This is a genomic window from Palleniella muris, from assembly GCF_004792655.1.
Taxonomy (GTDB): Bacteria; Bacteroidota; Bacteroidia; order Bacteroidales; family Bacteroidaceae; genus Prevotella; species Prevotella muris_A.
Map to the genome: position 1 here is coordinate 207879 of NZ_SRZC01000002.1, position 22958 is coordinate 230836.

Here is a 22958-nt window from a genome sequence, read left to right on the forward strand (position 1 = left end):
GATGATTCTTGTCGCTGTGCTTGCCATATCATCCTCAGCTTTTGCCGGTGATCGTGACGGACGGGTGTCTTTGGGTATCGGTCTCTTGTATGAGAACGGTCTGGATGCTACTCTCAGCTATGAGCGTGAGAACGCCTATCACAATGCCTGGGAGTTTTTCGCCAACGGTTATCTCAAGTGGGATAAATGTGCCTCATGTGGCCATGTCTGCCCGGATTCTTTCTGGAAGAACTACCGTTCATGGAGCGTCGGTGTTGCCTACAAGCCATGCGTGGTCAGAGGTCGCAACCATTACGGCAGTTTTCGCTTCGGCGGTTCGCTCGGCTCGGACACCCACAAGGTGCTGGGCGGCATACATGCTGGGTATGAGCACAACTACCGGCTGCGTGGCGGTTGGCAGGTGTACTGGCAGGTGAAGTCAGACCTGATGATAAAAGGCAAAGACCTGTTCCGCACAGGCATCGTGTTAGGAGTCAAACTACCTGTAAAATAAGAAGTCATGAAAACCAATTATGTGAAAATACTGAACCGTATGAACAAGATAATCAATCGAGTCAATGCCCGTAAGCAGACGGAACTCCGTTCCAAAAGCAAGGGGCTGAAAGTGAAATGGAACCGGGCGTGGAAGATGTTACGATGTAACTACTTCTGTCTGTTTTCGCTTGTGCTGTCTGTGGCACTCGCATCCTGTGACGGGCATCACGAGATTATCGACACCTCGATGCAGGTAGGCCATGTGCTCTGTACCGACGGTCGTGTCATGCCTTTTGAGGAATGTGAGCGTCTGGATAAGGAGCCTATTGCCGTGGTGTTCCATCTCGGCTATGATGAAAAGACGGAAGGGAAAGGATATGCCGTGTATCTCCGCGATTTGTCGAACGAAGCCTTTGCCGACAGCGTGGGCGTGGCACAGGGAACATCCGCAGACCTGTACGCACATGACGGCAATGCCAACACCTACGAAATGTATGCCTGTAACGGCTGCGGTTCACCTGCTGCCAATGCCGTATTTGCGATGTGGCGTTACGGACAGAGTGCCTATATTCCCTCAGTGGCCCAGATGCGTCTGCTGTATGTAGCCAAGCCGTACATCAACCATATCATTGAGAGATGTGGCGGAGAGCCGTTGCCAGACGAGGCGGACGAAGTATGGTACTGGACATCCACAGAGGTGTCAGGACAGGAAACCTCGAAAGCCTGGCTCTATTCGCTCGGCAGCGGTGCTGTGCAGGAGACGCCCAAGCTTCAATCCCATAAAGTAAGACCCGTGGTAACATTGAACGACTAAAATGAAGAACAATATGAACATCATACATATCCTTTTCGGCATCGTACTGATATTGCTGGTGCTGATACAGACTTACAACTCCGTGAAGGCGGAATCCCATCGTCAGGAGTTACAACAGATTTGTGATTTCCTGCAATCACGGAAAGACACCATGGATTCCCTGCTCAGCCGCTTTGACGGCATCCTCGGTGACATGGCATCCGACAATGAGAGAAACACTGTCCTGAAAAACCATGCGACAGAGCTGGATAAACTTGTCAAAGAGCTCAGATATGAACAGTCTTGCCTTGAATCCGGGAACCGGTCAATGAAATCGAAACAGAAAAGGCTGCTGACCATCAAGGGAAAACTCATAAACGAGACCAACGAAATCAAGGAAAAGATACGGCAGAGGAAAAACACGATAGCGCAGCTTGAAATCAGGATTGACTCGTTGAAGAGAATTAAGGCGGGACTTGATATAGAAATAGACAATAGCCTTGGGAACGAGATGGACTGTCTCTCAGAACCAGTATCTGGTCTGAATATTCCGCCGTCTATTAAATCAATTCTGGACTCCCAAGGGATTACATGCATCGGCGAGTTGTCCAGTCTTGACAGGGATTACTTACAAGGCATCAGTGGTATCGGTACGATAAGTATCGACCGTATAGATGCAGCCCTTCAGGAAAAAGGTACGTACCTCGGTATGGATGCGGTCAAGGTCAACGGTCGCTGGTACAGGATTGAGGAAGAGCAGACTTCAGAACAGTCACAGGAATCAACACAGGAACAGACAACAGAGTAAACTATGGAAGAAACAAAAGAGATACAAGGACTTTACAAGATATTCCGTGCAGCGGTCTATATCTCGCTGCTGCTGGAATTTTTCGAGTATGCCGTCGATCCGGAGACCCTTGACCATTGGAACGGGGTACTCGTGGACATCCATGACCGTATCAAGACATGGTTCATCTACCATGACGGAAACCTGATATATGCCAAGGTGACGACCTTCCTTCTTATCTGCATCACCTGTGTGGGAACGCGCAACAAGAAACACCTTGAGATGGATGCCCGGAAGCAAGTGCTTTATCCGTTGCTCGGCGGTGTCGGTCTGGTCGTACTGTCCGTGTGGCTCTTCGGTTTCTCGATAATGCCGCGCATCTACACGCTGAAGGTAAACATCTGGCTTTACATGATACTGTCCGTTGTCGGTGCGGTGCTCATCCATATTGCTCTTGACAATATCTCAAAGTTTCTGAAGGAAGGACTGTTGAAAGACCGCTTCAACTTTGAGAATGAAAGTTTTGAGCAGGCAACCGAAGCGGTGGAGAACAAGTATTCGGTGAACATCCCCATGCGTTTCTATTACAAAGGGAAATTCCGCCGGGGCTGCGTGTCCGTTTCCAACCCTTTCAGAGGCACATGGGTCGTTGGCACTCCCGGCTCGGGCAAAACATTCAGTATCATCGAGCCGTTCATTCGTCAGCACTCCGCCAAAGGCTTCGCTATGGTGGTGTATGATTACAAGTTCCCTACCTTAGCCACCAAACTATACTATCACTATCTGAAAAACAAGCGACAGGGAAAGACACCGGCAAACTGCCAGTTCAATGTCATCAATTTCGTTGATGTGGAGTATTCCCGGCGTGTAAACCCGATACAGGCGAAATACATTCCGAACCTTGCAGCAGCCAGCGAGACCGCCGAGACCTTGCTTGAATCTTTGCAGAAGGGAAAGAAAGAAGGCGGTGGCGGTTCTGACCAGTTCTTCCAGACCTCGGCCGTGAACTTCCTTGCCGCTTGTATCTATTTCTTCGTGAACTATGAGAAAGAACCGTATGATTCCTCCGGCAGACAACTTTACGCTGACAAGGTGCAAGACCCGGTGACAAGGATATGGAAACCGACAGGCATCGTGCGTGAATACAAGGACGGTCCGGTGACAGAACCGGCCTATTGGCTTGGTAAATACAGCGATATGCCGCATATCCTCTCGTTTCTTAACCAAAGCTATCAGACCATCTTCGATGTGCTGCAGACCGACAACGAGGTGGCACCGTTGCTCGGTCCGTTCCAGACCGCTTTGCAGAATAAGGCGATGGAGCAGCTGGAGGGTATGATCGGTACGCTCCGTGTCTATACCTCACGTCTCGCTACCAAGGAATCGTATTGGATATTCCATCGTGATGGTGATGATTTCGATCTGAAGGTTAGCGACCCTAAGAACCCGTCGTATCTGCTGATAGCGAACGACCCCGAAATGGAGAGCATAATCGGAGCGTTGAACGCCCTTATCCTTAACCGCCTTGTCACGCGAGTGAATACCGGCCAGGGGAAGAATATCCCGGTGAGTATCATCGTCGATGAGTTGCCGACCCTGTACTTCCACAAAATAGATCGCCTTATCGGTACTGCCCGAAGCAATAAGGTAAGCGTAACGCTTGGTTTTCAGGAATTGCCGCAGTTGGAGGCCGACTATGGCAAAGTGGGCATGCAAAAGATCATCACGACTGTGGGAAATGTGGTGAGTGGTTCGGCAAGAAGCAAAGAAACGCTGGAATGGTTGTCGAATGACATCTTCGGAAAGGTGGTGCAGCTCAAGAGAGGCGTCACCATAGACCGTGACAAGACGAGTATCAACCTGAACGAAAACCTTGACAGCCTTGTGCCTGCAAGCAAAATATCGGATATGCCGACCGGCTGGATATGCGGACAGACGGCAAGGGATTTCGTCAAGACCAAGACTGGGCGCGGCGACAGCATGAATATACAGGAATCGGAAGAGTTCCAGACCACCAAATTCTTTTGCAAGACGGATTTCGACATGGCGGAGATAGCCAGGGAGGAAGCCGAATATGTGGAGCTGCCCAAGTTCTATACTTTCCCGTCGAAAGAAGAAAGGGAACGAGTGTTGTATAAGAACTTTCTTCGTGTGGGAATCGAAGTGAAGACGATGATAGCGGAAATACAACGGAGAGCCCATGCGAAATAAATTCAGAATACTTGTCATCGTCCTGTTTGTCTGTATCTGTATAGAGTCAGGTTCAGCCCAGCCTACGGTGCGGCGGCTCATGGAGCTGCCTCCGTTTGAGCGGGCTGTACTGATTATCAAACATTACGAGACACTTCATCGCCCGGAACACTGGCCGACCATTGGCTATGGTCATGTTGTCCAGCCGGGCGAATCATACCGTAAAGGCGTGCAACTCACTGAACGTCAGGCTGACGCCTTACTTAGAAAGGATTTACGGAAATTCTGCGCCCTGTATCGGTCATACGGGGCGGACAGCCTGTTGCTTGCCTGTCTGAGCTATAACTGTGGTCCGGCTCCAGTTCTTGGAGGAAAGGGATATAAGAAAAGTCGTCTGTTGCGTAGGATAGAAGCCGGTGACAGGAATATTCTGGCTGATTATCTTTCTTTTTGTCATTACAAAGGCAAGCATCATTCCGGGATTTGGCGTCGGCGATGGATAGAATATCAGTTGCTTTGTGCAGATTTGTAATGGATATAAATGATAACAACTGTATTGAAAAAGGCAGTCCAAGGCACATTCCACAATCAAAATTTCCACATTTTCACTGTTATGCCCCGGGCTGCCATAAATTAGTTTACATTCGTAATGTAATACAAAGGTACATAAATATAACGAATTATTTGCCCTCTCCTAATTAATTTATTAATTTTGTGCAGTAATTACATGTCGAATCATCTGAATCAGAGCTAAATGAATAAAAACAACCGTAAAGAACAGCTCTATCATGAAGCGTTTAAGCTGTTCCTATCCAAACCATTTGAAGCCGTAAGCATAGCTGATATAGAAAATGCTTCCGGCATGACGCGCGGTGCCATAACATATTATGCCAAAGACAAATTGGGCTTATTCTATTCCGTAGTAAAATACTATTTGGTTGATACGCAGAATTTGAAACAGAAAATCACTCAAACGGAATTTGATTCACTGAAAGATTTTATAGAGGCTTATGTGAATGGCTGTCAAGAGACTATGAATCGTTTTAACGATGTAGGCAAAAACGTGCAAAATGCAAGTAGAGCATATATGTCATTGATTTTGCAAATATGCAAATATTTCCCAGATTTACACTCTCAGTACCTTGAAAACAGGAATCAGGAGGTTATAATTTGGATTGGAGTGTTGCAAAAAGCCATTGAACATAAGGAAATAAAGAGCGATATTGATATAATGAATACTGCTCGTAATTTTATGAACCTCTTTTATGGACAATCATATATAGACTCATTGTCTGTCGGATTGAACACAGTTGAACTGAGAATGCAGTTGATGAATCTCTATAAGTTACTCAGGATTTAGATTTTAATTACGGAAATATTTCTCTAATTCATAAAAATGCCATACCTTTGCCAAAAAGATAACAAGTATTATGTAATTTATGAGTTTAGAAGTATTTATTACCAAAACCTCTTCATACTTCCCGAACAATCCGGTAGGGAATGATGAAATGGAAGAGTATCTTGGGCTGATTGATGGCCACCCGTCACGTGTGAAATCCATTATCCTGCGTCAGAACGGCATAAAAACCAGGTATTATGCCTTGGATAAAAAGCATCGGATTACACATACGAATGTTGAGCTTGCCAGTTCAGCCATTAACAAATTGTTTATAAGCGAAGACGAAAAACACAAAGTACAGTTTCTGTCATGCGCGACATCAATGCCGGATCAGTTAATTCCTTCCCATGCGTCAATGGTTCATGGAGCAACATTTGACCACTCCTTAGAAACAGCATCATTGTCTGGTGTTTGCATGACAAGCCTTATGGCACTTAAGACGGCATGGATGTCCGTCCTCTCAGGGAATAGTGACAATGCCGTCTGTGCTGCGTCAGAGCTGATTTCCCCGACCATGCTATCACGCTTCTTTAAGGAAGAGATGGAGAGCAAACATTTAATAGAAGAACATCCACATCTCGCTTTTGAGAAAGATTTTCTTCGCTTCATGCTTTCAGATGGTTCCGCTGCACTTCTTCTAAAAAATGTTCCTGACGGAGAAATCAATCTGTCAATAGACTGGATTCATACATTTTCGTATGCGAACCGTCAACCGGCCTGTATGTATATGTGGGCTGATAAAAACGATGATGGCAGTCTGACCGGATGGAAATCATTTGATGGTCGTGAGCTTGGGAACAAATCTATATGGAGTCTCAAACAGGACGTTCGCCAACTCAATGAATATGGAATACCGTATTTTGTAGATGCCGTTGAAGCGGCCTTTGCAAAAGGTGGAATTGATCCAGGCGAAATAACCTATGTTATTCCACATATCTCATCCATGTATTTCTACAAGCGACTTGACGAGGAACTACAAAAGCGAGATATTCAACTGCCGACCGACAAATGGTTTACGAATCTTACTTGGGTGGGGAATGTCGGCTCGGTATCACCTTTTGCCGCACTTGATGAACTAATCAGGACAAAACCGCTAAAAAAAGGAGACAAAATCGTGCTTTTAGTCCCAGAAAGCGGTAGATTTTCGTATGGAGTGGCCTTATTAAGCTGTATTTGATATATTATTTAAAAAATATTTGTTACCTTTGCAGCTGTAAAATAAGAATTTAAGGGTTCATATTTGTCTTTCTCTGTGAAAATGTGGAAGTTTTTAACTATGGAAGCAGATAGGTATGATGACTCTTCGTACATAAAAGTACGGGGGCGTTATGTCTTTTCCATAGGGTATCCACAACCTTCACAGTAAGACGTAATAGTTCCCGTACCCTTTTTATGTATGAACAAGCCACGGCCACAGACCCAACAGAACCGAATAGACATTCTAAAGCAATGTTATCGCCTAATGGCTCAGGGCACATGGGATGCCATATCAGTCACTGAGCTGGAGAAGAATATCTCTCAAACGAGAGGTGCGATATTCTATTTCAATAAGAACAAGAAAGATTTGTTCTTGAATATGATTGATGAATTGTTCTTTCCGGTGTTTGTGTTATCTGATGAAGAAAAAACGAGATTGTCTGCGTGTTCCGTGTCTCAGTTTCATGCAACCTATAAAACTCCATTTGACAGACTTAAAGAAGATTTATCCTACAACTATTGCTTGCCTAATGCAGCACAAGCTGTATTCAATATAATTGTCCAGGCACAGAAACATTATGCAGGCTTCAGTATCATGCTAAAGAAGGCTATGGATAATGAATTAACTTTTATAGATGAACTGACTGGTGCTTCCAATCACGAGTTGTTGAGTTATAACAACTTCATGACACAAAACATTGGGAATCTATTTGTGGATTCATTAGAGGTATTTCAAGAGGATAAGACCTTTCAGGTGCAGAATGCCTTATAGTCGGAAATAATTGCACTAATTCCAACCAAATTTCAATGACAGAAATATTATAGTTGTTGAAGTAGCATTTCAATGTTGATGTTTCAGTGAAGTTTTTTCTGCAAACTGGGAAAACGAGTTGCTTTAGAGATAAAGATAGTAAACATGTCAGATTCTTCTCCAATTCTCTGGAAAGGAAATTGTTGGAAAGGGATAAAACCAATGCCTTTGCAATCTATGAATCCGCTACACTCCCCGTAGGACAGCGAACCAAAACGGATTTTTTATTTTATATACTTGAGATTTGCAAATGCAAGTTCTAAAAGGTAGAAATAACAACCTACAAATATAGACAACTTAATAATCCCGGATTCATCACCTACAACTTGGTTAGGCGATAAATCCGGATTATGATGCATAAGGTGCGAAATTACATCAATAAAATATGTTGTAAGATGCTTTCTCCTTGTGAATGAGGATAAGGTATGAAACATACCACTAATAATAATATCAGTAATATGGCAATGATTATTACTGTACCCCATCTAACAAGCGATGAAGGAATCTCGCCTAAAAGATTGCGGACCTTTTCTGAACGCAGTTCTATATCACTATTCAGATTCTTGCGAATTGTATCATTCTCTTTCATGTCATAATTTTTATATTGTTGATATTAAGCTTTTCAATTTCCAAGTTCAAGCTGATTCTTGACCAAATTATAATATGGACCTCTCTTTTCAATGAGCGAAGTATGATTTCCAATTTCAACGATTTTTCCACCGTCAATAACAATAATTTGGTCAGCGTTTCTAACTGTAGATAGCCTATGCGCAACCACCACAACAGTGCGGCCTCTGTAAAATTCATTGAGGTTCTCAACAATAGCTCTCTCGTTTTTAGCATCAAGAGCATTTGTGGCTTCATCTAAGAATATATATGAAGGATTCTTATAGACAGCACGGGCTATGAGGATGCGCTGCTTTTGTCCTTGACTTAACCCGATACCATCCCTACCGATTTGTGTATTATACTTCATTGGAAGCATCATTATATAGTCATGGATATTTGCTATTCGAGCGGACTGTTCCAAACGTTTTACATCCACTTCTCCATCATCCACCGCGATATTTCTTGCTATTGTTTCTGAAAAAATCACGCCATCTTGCATGACTACGCCACACTGCCTACGCCACCATTTGAGATTGTAATCACACAAATCTGTTTTACCAATGTATATGGCACCATTCATAACAGGATAATAACCTAATAGCAACTTTATCAAAGTAGTTTTTCCACTGCCTGATGCGCCTACTATTGCAGTTACTTTTGATTCTGGTATAGTAATGCTTATATTGTCAAGAGTTAAACGGGAGCTATGTTTATTATACTTAAAGTTTACATGATCAAAATTCAATGAATTGGATGTATTTCGGCAGATAGTTAATTGTTTTCCAACATCCTCTTCATTCTCCATGTCATGTATTTCATTAATTCGCGACAAACTAATCTTTACATCTTGTAAGGAGTATAAGAAATTCATTAGTTGCTCTACTGGACTATTTAATTGTCCTATTATGTATTCTATGGCAAGCATCATTCCTAAAGTCAGACTCCCTTGAATTACCGAAGTTGCAGCCACCACCGTTATGACAATGTTTTTAATTTCATTTATAAAAATGCTTCCTGCCTCTTGGCTTTGCTGAAGCTTTAGACTTTTCATTTGAATTTTAAACAAGTCTGCTTGAATATCCTCCCACTCCCAACGACGACGCTGTTCGCAATCCTGCAATTTGATTTCCTGAATGGCCGTTATAAATTGATATGTTTTATTATTGTTTTCCGATTGCTTTTCAAATAATTCATAATCAAGACTTCTTCGTTTTTTCAAAAATGTGATTATCCAAATTGCATAAATAATACTTGACAAAACGAAAATTGAAAATATTAGCACATTATAATAGAACAATACACAGCTAAATACGGCAAAGCTGAACACAGAGAATGTAACACTTAACATTTGAGTAGTGAGAAACTTTTCTACTCTACTATGGTCATTCATCCGTTGCATCAAATCTCCTATTAACTTAGTGTCAAAAAAAGACATAGGAAGCTTTAATAGTTTTATAAAAAAGTCGGAAAGCAAAGAAATGTTTATTCTCATACTAATATGCAGTAAAAGCCAACGACGTATAAAATCAATTGCGGTTCGACTGATAGTTAGCATAAGCTGCCCTAATAAAACAAGATAAATAAAGCCAAGATCTTTATTTGTAATACCTAAATCCACAATGGATTGTGTCAAAAACGGAAAAATCAGTTGCAATAAACAACCTATCATGGTCCCTATAACAATCTGTCCCCAATACCGGTTATAGCGACGTACATAACTAAACAAAAGTCCAAAAGAGTGCTTTTGTTTTACTGTATCATCTTTTTGTTGATAGAAAGCATTTGTGGGTTGCAAAAACATGACAATTCCTTTCTCTATACCCTGTGAACAGGTACTAAGCCAATGGTCCTCAAATTCTTCTCGTGAATATTTCATCAACCCCTTTCCTGGATCTGCAATATAAAAACGATTCTTCTTTACCTTATTCAGAACTACATAGTGATTCTGATTCCAATGAAGAATACATGGCAAAGGAGCATTTTCTAATTGTTCAACCGAAATTCGTCCGCATGTGTTTTGTAATCCCAACTGGGTTGCAGCTTCACTAATGCCTAACAATGATACCCCTTCATTCGTGACATAGCAATATTTGGAAAGGGTTTCGATTGAAAACTCCTTTCCATAATATTTGCATATTATCCGCAAGCATGTGATTCCGCATTGCATCGTGTCATGCTGATGGTAAAAAGGGAATTTGATCATAATCTGTCAATTTCTTGTTTTATTGAAGTCTTTCCACGATATTTCGTCTTAATTTGGTTCAGGCGATAAATAATACTGATGGAATAGTTCCACAAACAATAATCCTCTGTTTGCCGAAAATGAATATTCTTCATTTTCTCAGTCTCTTTAAACTTCATCGTATGGAATATATCCTGCGCCTGAAGACTCACACTTAACTTGCCATCAAAAAAGCTTTTCTGCACACCCATATTTAGCATTTGGTATGGCTTAAATGTGACTGCTCCCTGATTGCCGCCGCTATTAAAATAATAATAAACAGAAATCAAATAGGATTTTGGTAATTGAAAATACTGATTAGCAACAACATAAATCTGCGGTTTATTATATGACATCTTTTCTCCAAGGTATTCGCTATAGAAAAAAGGCTGTGTTATTCCCAATGATAACGATGGTTTCCACCATGCTATATTCTTTTGTAAAGTAAAGTAGGCCTTAAAATACTGAATCTTGTCATAATTGGCATAAGAACTGATAATCTGATTTTGTTTGTCGTCAGAAACATAAAAGTCAGTTGAGATAAAGTCTTTCACATAAGTATAACTTGCAGAGAGACTGAAAATCTTATATCCTGTGCTCAATTGAATGATGTACGAATTCGACGGTTTCAATAACGGATTTCCGCATTGATACATGAATTCATTTGAATAGTAGCTGGAATTGCTCAATTGCCTGAATGTGGGACGAGTTGTTCGTGATGAAAACGACAAACTGTTTGCCCATCCGCTTTTATTATAAGACACAGACAAAGATGGATAAATATTTCTATAATGACGATGTACATCCCCATTTCTATCAATATAATTGAGATAATCAGAAGCAAGATCTTCGTAGCGAACACCTCCGTTAATCATTACGGCACCAAGGTTTGCCATAATCTCCGCATAAGCGGCATACTTGTCTTCTTTGTTTTTATAGTCTGAAGGTGGAGTGTTCTCTGAATCACAAGTCAGAATGCCGTTCCCACTTATGTGATTATATTCAAAACCCCATGACAAACCTATCTTATCATTAAATTTATAATCAAAGGCCAATTTCCCTGCATATATATCAAGGGCATTATTTCCATTACTAATTGTCATATCTGAAATATCGGCAGTCGTTTCGTCCGTTTCTTGATGGTATTTATTTTTGTTATTGGCATAATCCAAGTTAAGCTCTGTTGAGAACCGTTCACCCCATTTCCCGTTATGAAAAAGGTTTAGATGGTTATAATGCGTCCTATTCGAATAATTATTGAAGATGTCTGTATTTTGCATAGCCTCTTCGTTCAAGAAATAATCAAGTATGGAGTTACGTCGTTCTTTGTCTGTGTTATCCGACGCATTCCATTCAATACCGATATTATGCTTGTCATTGATTTCATAATCTATCCCCAATTGCCAGTCGTGGCTTGTGAGATGTCCTTTAGCAGTTTGATCTTGAGCATAACGATGAATGTTTTCTCCCAAAAATAATTCTTTGGTTTGTGGCAGCAGGGATTGGTTTCTGGTATTGTCATAGCTATAATTGGCAGAAATACTAAGCCCTTTGTACTTGTAGCCCAATTTCATGTCTCCACCAAAACTTGACTGGTCATTTTGTTTGAATTTTCCTCCAACCTGTAGATTCAATCCGTCCTCTCTTTTTAGTGTGATGATTTTCAACACAGCTTTTCCTTCTGCATCATATTTTGCTCCCGGATTGCTGATTAGTTCAACACTTTTGATGTCTTTAGGTGCAAGCTGTTCCAGCTCCGCCTGACTTTGTATTTTTCTATTATTTACATAAATAACAGGAGCACCCAAACCAAAAACTTGAAATCCGCCATTAGCAGTCTTTACAATACCTGGAAGTTGGGCTATAAGTTCTGACATTGCATGTGTTTGACTCAATACAGAACCGGCAACATCAGTTATCATTGATCCATTTTTTTGTTTGAATAACGGTTTGCTTGCGGTTACAGTAACATCCGACAACATGGTAGCCTTTGTCTTCATTGTGAGAATTCCAACATTATCTGTTGCCTCTGTTATTGTTAAACACAAATCCTCATAGCCAATGCATGACAGTTTCAAAAGATTCCCTTTCTGTTCTGTATTCTCAAGTTTAAACTCACCTTTTTCACTTGTTATGCAGCCTGCAACAAAAGAAGAGTCAGTTGAATTTATCAATACAACATTTGCATATCCAACAGGATTTTGCCCTTCATCCATTACTTGTCCTGTAATAGTCTGTGCGTATGCAATATAAATATTGCAGAATACGGTTAATATGATAAATAATAGTCGCATTTTAAATCTTATTTAGTTACTTTTTCCTTCATATAATTAATCTCCATCAATGACAGAAAGTCATCTTCATTGATTGGACATGGATCATATGGTACATTATAATGTTTCTGATTATATCTCCTTACAATACAACCACCATCGCATATAGGCATAAAGACACAGTCCTTACATTTTGCGTCTGAAAACATATCCGCACCCACGGTATATGAAGGCAATATGTAATTGGATAGTTTCCCATCGAAAACATTACTTACAATCCTTTCTTTTTTGCCAACATCTACCCAACACTTATATATTTCCCCTGAAGGACCTATCACATAAGAGTTCGTACAAGAAGCTGTACATCCTCCTATTTGTGGTTGGGTAGAGATATCAATGTCTTTAATACCATAAGTTTCATATAGTGAACGTGCGAATGATATTTTTCCCTTATCCGCCAAACATGCAACCTTACATGAATTATTTACATCATTGACAAAAGCTACATTAATTGAATAGTTTTTATTTCCCCATCTCTCTTTTAATTCCTTATATAAAGCAGGGAAAGTGTCTTTATTCTGCGAATGAAGATTTACCCGGAGTATCACTTGACAATTTGGCATATATTGAAAAACATTTTCGATATTCTGCATGATTGTATCATAAGTAGGTTTCCCGGACTTGTGAATTCTACTTTTATTATGGTATTCCTTATTTCCATCTACGGTAATTTGGATTTTTTGTAAATTACAATCGTTTAGAAACTTACATTTATACTCATCCAATAAAAAAGCATTAGTAACCATTGAATGAGAACGCAATGATAAGGATTTATCATTATGTATTCTATTCAAAAATGATGCAATTTTGTCAAAAGCAATTAAAGGCTCGCCTCCATGCCAACACAAATCAATACAGTTTTGTCCTTTCTTTTTAATAAAGGAATATACTGCATCAAGCACTTCTTCTGTAATTGTTGTTTTAGGCAGATTGTCTTCATAACAATAAGGACATCTAAAATTACAAGAGAAAGTGGGTACCAATACGATGCCAAGATGATTTTGGGCAAATGCTTGTTTATATCTTAGAAACTTTTTTAATTCATAATAATCGTCGTCTTCATTTTGACCAACAAAAACTTTCCCATTAATTAGTTGAACTAAGATTTCAGGACTTAAATCTAATGTATCTACTTCAAAGTCTTTCAATATCGATAGTTCCGTTATCTTTGAGAAAAGCTCTGATGACAAGGATATGAAAAATTTAGTCCGCGTATTAAATAACAACGCACCATACTTTTCAGAGTTTCTTAAATAATTATATCTGGAATATCTCATATTTGTTTTTTTTAAGGGTGCGACAGTGATTAAACCGTCGCACCCCAATAATTAGTCCTTGTTATCGTTAAAACACAGTAAGCATCATGGTGGCTTTTTCTGGGTTTGTTGGAACCTCAACGATACCGTCACCTTTGCACTCAACCTTTATAGGTTCATTGCCTCCAAAGATTGACTCCAACTCTGAGTTCAATACATCTTCAAAAGATGTCAATGTTCTAATATCCATAATACATTATTTTTTTGTTAAAACACAGTCAGCATTGTGCTGGCTTTTTCCGGGTTTGTTGGAAGTTTTACAACTCCGTCACCTTTACACACTACTTCTACAGGTTCGTTACCGCCGTAGATACTTTCCAGTTCAGACGTCAATACATCCTCTGCTGCAATCAATGATTTAATATCCATTGTTGTTCTTTTTTTATTGTACTTACTCTATAAGCTTTTCAGTTTCCGCTCCTTTGAACAGTTTGGTCTGTGGGATTATTGTCGACTTTAATCTTTCGTGTTATAAATTCTATCTTTAAAAAGAACTTTTGTTGAATCGCAGTATATCACACTCTCGGGCACGAAGAAGTCACTTTGAGAGATGGATTTTAATTTATTATTAACGAATAGTAGTTTCGTTGATACTATAAATTCACAATTAGCTACCGGCTTGGGTGATTTGTATGACAAAACCACTATAGTATCATTGTCTGAAATCTGAGCATCGAACGAAAACGGTTGCCCGTATTTGGTTAGAACAGATTCTTTATCCATTCCAATATTCAGTTCTCCAATAGAGATAGATGCAGATGCACTATTCCTATATACACTACATGATGCCAACCCAATTACAGCAATAATAACCAAGCTCAATATTCGCATATTAATCGACTTTGACATAGCCATTAGAATTTGAAATCATCTCATCGGTAATTTGTATCTTTCTACTTGCTGATTTCGTTCCATTGATTGGAGTCAATGTTAAAAATGCATCTGATTCTTGAACATCAACACCTTTCCAAATACCCCTAATATTAATCTTTCTACCAGAAACCGTTCCTACGCATACAGCACAATATTCTACGTCCATTGTATATTTTGATAGAGTCAATGTCATTTGTGCTATGTAATTTGAAGGCACTGTGATTGGATAGGTTCTGTTGATAGAAACACTATGCTCTTCTGTTTCGCCATAAGTAAAATCCTGTCCCTCTGAAACTGAGGTGCTTATTTCTCCATTAGCAATAAACGGAACTCTAACTTTGAACTTAGTGGTTACATTAACATTATAGGATGTCCTTTTATTAAAAGATGACGTTTCTCTATAGCTGTCAGAAATCGTAAAAGTATGATTCTGATCTATTGGACCATTATTGGTAAATTTATCCGAAAAAATCACATCCGGTATGTTGGATAATGTTGATGCATTAGTATCAAATGTGACACTTTCAATTTTAAAATCTTCTACGGGTATAATCGAAAACTCCTGTCGTGGTAATTTTGCATATTTTTCTAAAGACACCTTTGAATCCTTTGCCGTAATCACACTATAATAAACATCATACAAAGATCCACTATTGCCCTGCCGTGGGTAATCTTGATTTTCAATGATGAATGATTCATTTGAATATTCACCATAACGAATATCCCAAGATGCACCAAAAGTAGATGTGTTACTAGATGGTTTAGCATACACAACTTTTACATCAGGGTTACTGGAATAAGCTCCAAGACTGATAGGTGTATTGGTCTTTTTTGAATATATCAAATATGGTATTCCTGTGTAAGCCGGTAAAGTTTTAATGTAAAATTGTTGAGATACATCATTGTTTTTATAATTCTCAAAAGTCAGTTCCTTGCCTTCTCCGCTAACATCAAGAAAATGTTTTGTAGAAGTATTACCTTTAATCTGTAAATAAATAGGAATCTGATCTAATTGGTGAAGTTCTTCATACAAATCTGAGTTTGAAGATGTAGAACGTGTTTTGACCTGCAACTTTCGCATCGTTACACTATCTCCTTCCAATGGGATGATGGAATCAAGTTCACAAGATTTGATCAAACTTGCACCGTACTTAGTTGACAATAAGTCTTGTGAATTTACTTCAGATTCTGAGATTGGTAAATCTTCATCAGAACATGCAGAGATAAAGCAGCATATAGCCACAAAACCGAGTAGTGAAAGAATTTTCTTCATATACATATAATTTTAATGTTATTTGAACGCCAGTTTATTAAACCGATAGATTTGTTTATGTAAAGTCTTATGATGACTTGCTCTATATTGTTATGCAACCAATAGCAACCCAATTATCACATTCTATACTGATGGAAAGTCGTCCATTATAACCTTCCGGAATATCCAATGTGGTATTAGTAATTGAAGAATAGGCAATAATATTTCCATTCTCATCACATAGGTATATTTGTACATCAATATCCGTTGAACCGGAAATCTCTATTTGACGTAATTCGTCGTCATAATATACATCAATAGGGATTCTCATAGGAGAACGATGAACTGTTGTGTTTTTGCCTTCGTGACCATACTTGTAAAAGTCCATATAGACTCCAGATTTTTCGGCATTGGCTTGAAGACATCCAATAATAATTAAAACTCCGAGGAGTGAGAGTAACTTTTTCATTGTTATTGCTTTAATTGATTAAACTGATGCAAAATTACTGTAGAAAAAGTTTTCAACCAAGGGTAAAAGTTTGACAGTCAAACTTTTTATTATGCTGATAATCAATATATTATAAACGGGGGGGGCGATTGATTTCTGCACAGGAGTGTCAAAAGTTTGACGGTTGGAGACAATCGGTCTATAAACGCTAATTAATTACAGTACCCAAGAATTATATCTTATTGTTCTCAAATCCTCCAAAAGAATAAATTACGAACTATACTTTTCTCATGAGAACAAAATACCGGACTTACTCTATCGTTAAACGAAAATAGTATGAACAGCGAAAAAGCTCATGATTTTCAGATTCCGTTCAAGCGGATAAAGGGTCAGGATGCTCGTCATAGAAAAGACAATAGTATGCAACATACAAAACAATATCGTATCATTTATTTGGGTTTAATTATGAGGTTCGAGAACTTATGCTCCTTAGTCCTTTATTGATGGTTTCAACTATATAATGGCGTAAAGATACTATAATCTTTATTTTCAAGCAATAATAAAAGTTTGACGCAGCAATTTTATATTATACTGAATGATAGTATATTACCAATAACAAATAGACCACTTTCTACACACTTGCCAGTTTGACACTTTGAATTATATATAGGGACAAACTACAAAAACAGTCCATTTACCAGATTGGGTAGATAGACTGTTCGGAATATGTGAAGTGATTATCTGATAGAACTACAGTTGTTTCATAAGTTTTCTAATGTAAATACCAATGTTGGTCTGATGTTCATCAATATCAAGTTTCTTACGTACATCACTGCTAATATGGTAATGCCTTTTTAGCTGCATATATTCACCAACTTCCTTTCCACGGAGTCCAATCGCATAAAGACATACATAATTTATCTCTGATTCACTAAGACCATGTTGTTCAAGGTATTCAATAAATTTAGGATGGGAAGCTTTAAAAGCAAGACGAGTGGTATTCATGAACTCGTCCTTATCTTGAATAATTTGATCTTTCCAAGTGCCATACGGTTCTGCGTATGAGTCATTATCTGTGATACGTGAAGCCAATAACCCATTCAACATTTCTATCCTTATTTTGATAGCATCTTCAATAGGTTTGGCTAAATCTTTTTGTTTTTCCAATACTTCTTTAAGACTTTCACTTTCATTCTCAAGTTGTACAATTTTGAGTCGAAGGTTTTCTGCGGCCAAAGATTGACGTTCACACTCTAATTGAGCAGCTTGTTTCTCAAGAACAGCATTATGCCTCTCCAATTCGAGCTTTTCATTTGCTTGTTGAAGATTATGCCTTTCCAGTTCAACTTGACGACTTCTCAATTCAAGGTTTTCATTTTCTCTTTTAAGATTCTCCTGTTCCAGTTGTAATCTTTGTTTTTCTTGGGTGTCTAACAAGCTTTTAGCCTTTCCTAGCCTATAGCGATAGTAAACATATCCGATGATAATCAGCAATACAAAAACAATACATAGACTTAACCAAATAATTTTATCAACTCTTTGTTTTTCCATCAAATTAACTTTCTCCATTTCATGGCGTTCTTGGGCAAACAGCAGATCACGAGAAAAGATATTCATATGAATAGAGTCAATGGTGGTCGAAAACTGCCGATATGCCGTTAATGCTCCAGCAATATCACCTTGTAATTCCAAAATGTCAGATTGAATTGCTAGATATTTCAAAGAAGTTCTCACTTTTGAAGTAGAGTCTATTGAATCCATAAAACGGTTGGCATTAGAAGAATCACCTATTTTGCAATATGCCTCTACAATATCTAATTTAGTCTCGTCACTCAGATTCTGCATGTGTTCATAGTAATGGAGAATATCTACAATATCTTCCTTATTACCAAATTTCAAAGCGTAAGAAAGGGCGTATGGGGCAATAACCATGCCTAATTCTGAATTTTGCTTTACTCGTTCTTGTGCGATTGACATAATACTGTCCGCCAGAGTTCTATCGTTGTTAAGAATACTTCCGTCCAAGATATTGGCAAGACAAGATATTTCATAATCCGGACGATTAATGGCTTTATATAATTTTGCCGCATCAAGATTGTTCTTGATATAATCATCTATCTTATATGTCGAATACAGAATAGTCGCCTGGGCGACCATGAGGTTTGCCATAGCCAAGGTATCGGATGCTTCTTGGCAAAATTCTTTTCCTCGCATGAAACTTTGCATAGCCAAGTCATTATCGCCTTGATTCTGATAAACTCTCCCTTGATAATAATATGTCCGTAGTTGCTCATCAGGAGAACCATACTCGATATAATAATCAATAGCAGGTTGAAGGATATCAAATGTTGTGGTATCAATACAATTCTTGTCCAACGCCATAGATTTAAGTAGTGCATACCTGGCCAATGTTTCTTTTCCTTTGACATCAGAGGCTGGGATGCCATCTAATACCGCGAGAGCTGAATCCGGCTTGATGTTCATAAGACTCTCTGCGATATCCATCTGTTTCCATGCCGGAGTGTGTCTTTCACAGGCAGTCAACATAATGGCAGAAACCAGCACAATAACAAGAGTCCTCGCATGAAGCAAACGGGCACAAGGAAGAATCTTGCTGTCAATATCAGAAGACTTACCTTCCAACGGCAGCAAAGAGTTGATATGTTGTATTCTATTTGTAATCATTGTCATTATCAAAATTAACATTTCTGTGTTCACCTTCTCTGTAATTGTATTACCAACGACGGTGATACTGAGGTGCAAAGGTACTGCAAAATCTTCACCCCGACAAATTTTTAGCCCATTAAAATAACAATCGTTATCTATTTTATTCAAATTTGCTATATAATAAATGTATAAATGTTGTTTCATTCATCATTGGAATCGTATAATACTCGCAATGTCGCTTTGGCACTACATAAGCCTTAAACACAACAGACCAGACATTATATCTCAAATGCTTTGAGTTCAACGACATTTTGATATGTTTTATATCCATAAAACATCATAATTGTCACCTATACAGGTCATATTCAAGGGATTTTATGTTAATTGATATTAAATTCAAGAATTAATTTCCATTTAGATAACGATTGTTGTGTAAATTTTGTACCTTTGCCGTAAAGTTACAGTTTGGAGGGGTCAATATGAGACATCTACTCCCCAAAAGGACTCCACGTCCTGCCATACCTCCAACGGACTTCACGCTGATAACCGACATTCAACAAAAACATCACATAATGTACAACCATTTAACACATTGCGCTTATGAAAAGGACTCTTCTCTTTTCTGGCCTGTTCGGGTTATCGGCACTCATGCTTCCCGCTCGTTCCCCTGGTGGATTCGACGATGGCGTGGATGTCTGGTTCAGGACCGCACCGGTCAGTAGCAATTTGCAAGGTCGCTACCATTGGTTCGACTTTGCGGGTGATTCATTGTCGCTTTATGCGTACAACCGCACCGCCGGGAATTACGTTTTCACGCAGGACAGGAGCCTGCTCAAGTTCCTTAACTTCAATCCAGCGATTGATTTCTCCAAAGGCGACTCCCCGAAGTGGAGCGACCTTTTCCGCTCAAACCTTACGCAAGCCACCATCATCGGTGTGTTTGCACCTTATTCCTTCACAAATGAATCTGTCATCTATAGTGTCGCCAGCGGCGACGGTGGCGGCAGTCTTGTCACCAACGACAAGATTGTACGGCCAGGCTCGGTTGCACCGCTCGATTACGGTGATACAGACGGTGAGGATCTCCGGCATACGGCCAAGGATTCCGTGACGCTGGACATCTTCAAGGAACATGCCACCAAGGTGCTGACCTATTACCGTGCGGCTGCGCCCAACACCTCGGTATGGGGTGGCCCGAACGGAACACTGACTATTGGCGGAACATACAGTACCTCCAACGAACATTTCAACGGGCCTTTCGACACGTCCACTTTTGGCAACAATGTGTTCGAGGGCTACACACCGGAGCTGCTTGTCTATAACCGCCTTCTAACTCCCGGAGAAAGACGCCGGGCGGAAAGCTACCTCGCCATGAAGTACGGCATCACGCTCAATGACTCCTATCTTGACGGAGACGGAAACCTTGCATGGGACAGGGATGAAGCTGGTGTCTATCACCACAGGGTGACCTCCGTGGCGCGAAACAGTACATGGGATTTTAGTCAACCGATGTCTGCGACGTCCTATGAAGAAGGACCGTTATACGCATCCCTCCCGGAAAATGACAGCTATCATAAGTCAAACGCATACGGACTTCCGTCAGAATCGCATTTGCTGGTAATGGGACGCGAGTACGGGAACATCATGCCGGACAAAGGCTTCCTGTTCTGGGGTGATGACGGCGGTTCTTTGGAGACATACACCTCTCCCAATGATACGCTGTGGCATATCATGAACCGTACATGGCTCGTGAAGACCAATATGCCGGTTACGGGCGACAGTGCCACGGTGCGCTGGACGGGTAATGGCATGACGGTCACTTCCAAGGGGTTCATCGACATGATAAGTCAGGACGAGGGAACGGCTGGTACAGCTGTAACGCCCAACATGATTGACAACAACGGGTTCATAGAGTTCTCCTGTCCGTATGCACATCCGACTTTCGATGTCGGCTTCAGCGGTGCAGGGAATGACGGATGCTCATACGGTTTCCGTTTCGTTAGTGACGGCAGCGTCTGGACCATCACCGACGGACAAATATCTGCAGCTTCCGTGGGCACAGATGCCAGCGGCAGCGACATTTCCGTCATGCTTTCCGACGGGGCGGTCTATTTGCGTATTGACGGCGAGGGTAATGCGGCATATTCCGTCATGCTCCCCGACAATGTAAAGTCTTCCGCACTGCACGGCATCATCAAGGCTGAATCGTCCGGTACTCCGCTGGTTCTGGCTTCCGTCCGTACTAACGGTGTTTCTGAGACCGGCTATTTTGCAGAGCTGGCTCACAACCTAACTCCCGAAAAGGAGTTCTACCATTACAGCCGCCAGCGTACTGTCATGCTCATCGACCCGTCGGGCGAAGGACACTTTGATACAGGCACCGCCACAATGGTGAAATGCTCCAGTCCCGACATCAGTAGAGGCAAAACGATGTTCCACAACATCCTGTGGGATGCTGACGGCAACGGTTCGGATGTGTTCACATTTGCCTACTTCGACGGCATATCCGCCGATGTAGAGGCGCATCCCACGACCTGCCTTGACGGTGTTCCGCAAAAAGACGGCTATCTCGACATCGGTATAAACATCGGTACACCTATATATAAATATGTGCTCACGGTAGATACCGTTGCGGGAATGAAGAAAGACGACATCGTTGCCAGCGGCAGTTTTATGGGTGACACCCATCGGATTGACAACCTGGCAACCGGTACATACACCCTGACAATCACACAGGGCGGAGGCAACGACATCCACGGAAAGGGAAATCTCCTGTATTCCACGTATTCGCATACCGACCGCAGGTTTACAGGCGGAGAGATTGAATGGACTGTTACCGAGACCGGATCATGGTACCGCATCGGAGCGGAGCCGTCAGTGGCAGAGGACATCACGCAGTGGGGCTACGATGTACGCGGCGACAAGGCTTATTTCATCATCGACGGATACACGAGCCTGACACAAGGAGTGAACATCAAGCCGGGCGACACACTCGGACTGAAGATAAGCGGCATATATGTACGCTGGTATCACAACGGTGTGGAAGTCCTCAAGAAGAGCGCATGGACACTTCGTTTGTGGAGAGTCTGCATCAAATACGGCCGTGGCGAGACCCATATCACCGACCTTACCATCAACGGACAGCCGGTGGATGACTTTGAGATAAACGGAAACGTGCAGATTGAGACTCCGAAGAGCAGCACAGTAGCCTACACGGTACACATCGGCAACGAATGTGACCCGTCAGCACCCAACGGCATCGAGCCGAAACAAGATGTAGTCATTGGAGAGGCGGATCATGGGACTCAAGATTCCGGACAGGCGGAGAGGAACAGCCAGCTCTCAGTATATAACGAGGACGGAACCACACACATCTTTGATGCTGTGCTCGACCGAGGAAAGAACGGACCGGCAACGCTTATGGTCTTTGATACTTCTGGTAAACTTGTCTATGAGGGACAGATGGAGGGTGATGTCATAAAGACATCGCGTTTCAGAGTGCCTATGTCAGGCGTATATGTTGTAAAGGCTATCACCGACGACGGCGAACATACCCGAAAGATTCTGGCCAAATAATACAAACCACAT

General features: G+C 40.8%; 17 protein-coding genes. 9 read left to right on the forward strand and 8 right to left on the reverse strand.

Features of this window, described 5'->3' with window-relative positions; genetic code table 11:
* The first annotated feature begins 1 nt into the window (after window position 1).
* The 8 genes from E5358_RS01975 (at window position 2) to E5358_RS02010 (ending at window position 7612) form a co-directional block, all read left to right on the forward strand.
* A complete protein-coding gene (locus E5358_RS01975) occupies window positions 2-493 on the forward strand; it encodes a hypothetical protein (RefSeq protein ID WP_260403742.1) in 492 nt (163 codons plus the stop codon).
* A 135-nt stretch (window positions 494-628) separates the two neighbouring features.
* The gene (locus E5358_RS01980; protein WP_123482815.1) at window positions 629-1288 is read left to right on the forward strand and encodes an Lcl C-terminal domain-containing protein; all 660 of its coding nucleotides are present in this window, start codon (window positions 629-631) and stop codon (window positions 1286-1288) included.
* A 13-nt stretch (window positions 1289-1301) separates the two neighbouring features.
* On the forward strand, window positions 1302-2075 hold the full coding sequence (locus E5358_RS01985; RefSeq protein ID WP_135938659.1) for a hypothetical protein: 774 nt from the start codon (window positions 1302-1304) through the stop codon (window positions 2073-2075).
* Window positions 2076-2078: 3 nt separating this feature from the next.
* Entirely contained in the window at window positions 2079-4265 is a 2187-nt protein-coding gene (locus tag E5358_RS01990; protein WP_123482792.1) for a type IV secretory system conjugative DNA transfer family protein, read from the forward strand.
* Window positions 4255-4776 (forward strand): glycoside hydrolase family protein, encoded by a 522-nt coding sequence (locus E5358_RS01995; protein ID WP_123482791.1) that lies wholly within the window; start codon window positions 4255-4257, stop codon window positions 4774-4776. Before E5358_RS01990 ends, E5358_RS01995 begins: the two co-directional genes overlap by 11 nt.
* Before the next feature lie 222 nt (window positions 4777-4998).
* Window positions 4999-5604, forward strand: a complete 606-nt coding sequence (locus tag E5358_RS02000; protein ID WP_123482790.1) for a TetR/AcrR family transcriptional regulator — start codon at window positions 4999-5001, stop codon at window positions 5602-5604.
* A gap of 79 nt (window positions 5605-5683) precedes the next feature.
* On the forward strand, window positions 5684-6820 hold the full coding sequence (locus tag E5358_RS02005; protein WP_123482789.1) for a beta-ketoacyl-ACP synthase III: 1137 nt from the start codon (window positions 5684-5686) through the stop codon (window positions 6818-6820).
* Between the two features lie 285 nt (window positions 6821-7105).
* The gene (locus E5358_RS02010) at window positions 7106-7612 is read left to right on the forward strand and encodes a hypothetical protein (RefSeq protein ID WP_123482788.1); all 507 of its coding nucleotides are present in this window, start codon (window positions 7106-7108) and stop codon (window positions 7610-7612) included.
* 661 nt (window positions 7613-8273) lie between these two features.
* On the opposite strand, the gene E5358_RS02020 is transcribed toward E5358_RS02010, so the two are convergent.
* From E5358_RS02020 to E5358_RS02045, 8 genes are all read right to left on the reverse strand, one after another.
* Window positions 8274-10463: a peptidase domain-containing ABC transporter gene (locus tag E5358_RS02020; RefSeq protein ID WP_123482786.1), complete on the reverse strand. Its 2190-nt coding sequence runs from the start codon at window positions 10461-10463 to the stop codon at window positions 8274-8276.
* Window positions 10460-12775 carry a TonB-dependent receptor gene (locus E5358_RS02025; protein WP_123482785.1) on the reverse strand — a complete coding sequence of 772 codons (2316 nt, stop codon included), beginning with the start codon at window positions 12773-12775 and terminating at the stop codon, window positions 10460-10462. The genes E5358_RS02020 and E5358_RS02025 overlap by 4 nt, the downstream gene beginning before the upstream one ends.
* An 8-nt stretch (window positions 12776-12783) precedes the next feature.
* Window positions 12784-14091: a radical SAM/SPASM domain-containing protein gene (locus E5358_RS02030; protein WP_123482784.1), complete on the reverse strand. Its 1308-nt coding sequence runs from the start codon at window positions 14089-14091 to the stop codon at window positions 12784-12786.
* Window positions 14092-14158: 67 nt separating this feature from the next.
* On the reverse strand, window positions 14159-14320 hold the full coding sequence (locus tag E5358_RS15015; protein ID WP_160246868.1) for a hypothetical protein: 162 nt from the start codon (window positions 14318-14320) through the stop codon (window positions 14159-14161).
* A gap of 17 nt (window positions 14321-14337) precedes the next feature.
* On the reverse strand, window positions 14338-14499 hold the full coding sequence (locus E5358_RS15020) for a hypothetical protein (protein ID WP_160246869.1): 162 nt from the start codon (window positions 14497-14499) through the stop codon (window positions 14338-14340).
* A gap of 463 nt (window positions 14500-14962) precedes the next feature.
* Complete coding sequence (locus tag E5358_RS02035) at window positions 14963-16276, reverse strand: BSAP5b family pore-forming toxin (RefSeq protein WP_160246870.1); 1314 nt, start codon at window positions 16274-16276, stop codon at window positions 14963-14965.
* A gap of 82 nt (window positions 16277-16358) precedes the next feature.
* Window positions 16359-16724, reverse strand: a complete 366-nt coding sequence (locus tag E5358_RS02040) for a hypothetical protein (RefSeq protein ID WP_123482781.1) — start codon at window positions 16722-16724, stop codon at window positions 16359-16361.
* A 729-nt stretch (window positions 16725-17453) separates the two neighbouring features.
* On the reverse strand, window positions 17454-19538 hold the full coding sequence (locus tag E5358_RS02045; protein ID WP_277821127.1) for a hypothetical protein: 2085 nt from the start codon (window positions 19536-19538) through the stop codon (window positions 17454-17456).
* Window positions 19539-19970: 432 nt separating this feature from the next.
* Between E5358_RS02045 and E5358_RS02050 the strand changes: the two genes are divergently transcribed.
* Window positions 19971-22946 (forward strand): T9SS type A sorting domain-containing protein, encoded by a 2976-nt coding sequence (locus E5358_RS02050; RefSeq protein WP_123482778.1) that lies wholly within the window; start codon window positions 19971-19973, stop codon window positions 22944-22946.
* Window positions 22947-22958 lie beyond the last annotated feature (12 nt).

What these genes read in the sequence shown, in the direction of transcription:
- E5358_RS02010 (WP_123482788.1), top strand. Translation starts at nt 7,106, where the DNA reads ATGGCTCAGGGCACATGGGATGCCATATCAGTCACTGAGCTGGAGAAG.
- E5358_RS02005 (WP_123482789.1), top strand. Translation starts at nt 5,684, where the DNA reads ATGAGTTTAGAAGTATTTATTACCAAAACCTCTTCATACTTCCCGAAC.
- E5358_RS01975 (WP_260403742.1), top strand. Translation starts at nt 2, where the DNA reads ATGATTCTTGTCGCTGTGCTTGCCATATCATCCTCAGCTTTTGCCGGT.
- E5358_RS15015 (WP_160246868.1), bottom strand. Translation starts at nt 14,320, where the DNA reads ATGGATATTAGAACATTGACATCTTTTGAAGATGTATTGAACTCAGAG.
- E5358_RS15020 (WP_160246869.1), bottom strand. Translation starts at nt 14,499, where the DNA reads ATGGATATTAAATCATTGATTGCAGCAGAGGATGTATTGACGTCTGAA.
- E5358_RS02000 (WP_123482790.1), top strand. Translation starts at nt 4,999, where the DNA reads ATGAATAAAAACAACCGTAAAGAACAGCTCTATCATGAAGCGTTTAAG.
- E5358_RS01995 (WP_123482791.1), top strand. Translation starts at nt 4,255, where the DNA reads ATGCGAAATAAATTCAGAATACTTGTCATCGTCCTGTTTGTCTGTATC.
- E5358_RS02025 (WP_123482785.1), bottom strand. Translation starts at nt 12,775, where the DNA reads ATGCGACTATTATTTATCATATTAACCGTATTCTGCAATATTTATATT.
- E5358_RS01980 (WP_123482815.1), top strand. Translation starts at nt 629, where the DNA reads ATGTTACGATGTAACTACTTCTGTCTGTTTTCGCTTGTGCTGTCTGTG.
- E5358_RS02020 (WP_123482786.1), bottom strand. Translation starts at nt 10,463, where the DNA reads ATGATCAAATTCCCTTTTTACCATCAGCATGACACGATGCAATGCGGA.
- E5358_RS01990 (WP_123482792.1), top strand. Translation starts at nt 2,079, where the DNA reads ATGGAAGAAACAAAAGAGATACAAGGACTTTACAAGATATTCCGTGCA.
- E5358_RS01985 (WP_135938659.1), top strand. Translation starts at nt 1,302, where the DNA reads ATGAACATCATACATATCCTTTTCGGCATCGTACTGATATTGCTGGTG.
- E5358_RS02030 (WP_123482784.1), bottom strand. Translation starts at nt 14,091, where the DNA reads ATGAGATATTCCAGATATAATTATTTAAGAAACTCTGAAAAGTATGGT.
- E5358_RS02040 (WP_123482781.1), bottom strand. Translation starts at nt 16,724, where the DNA reads ATGAAAAAGTTACTCTCACTCCTCGGAGTTTTAATTATTATTGGATGT.
- E5358_RS02035 (WP_160246870.1), bottom strand. Translation starts at nt 16,276, where the DNA reads ATGAAGAAAATTCTTTCACTACTCGGTTTTGTGGCTATATGCTGCTTT.
- E5358_RS02050 (WP_123482778.1), top strand. Translation starts at nt 19,971, where the DNA reads ATGAAAAGGACTCTTCTCTTTTCTGGCCTGTTCGGGTTATCGGCACTC.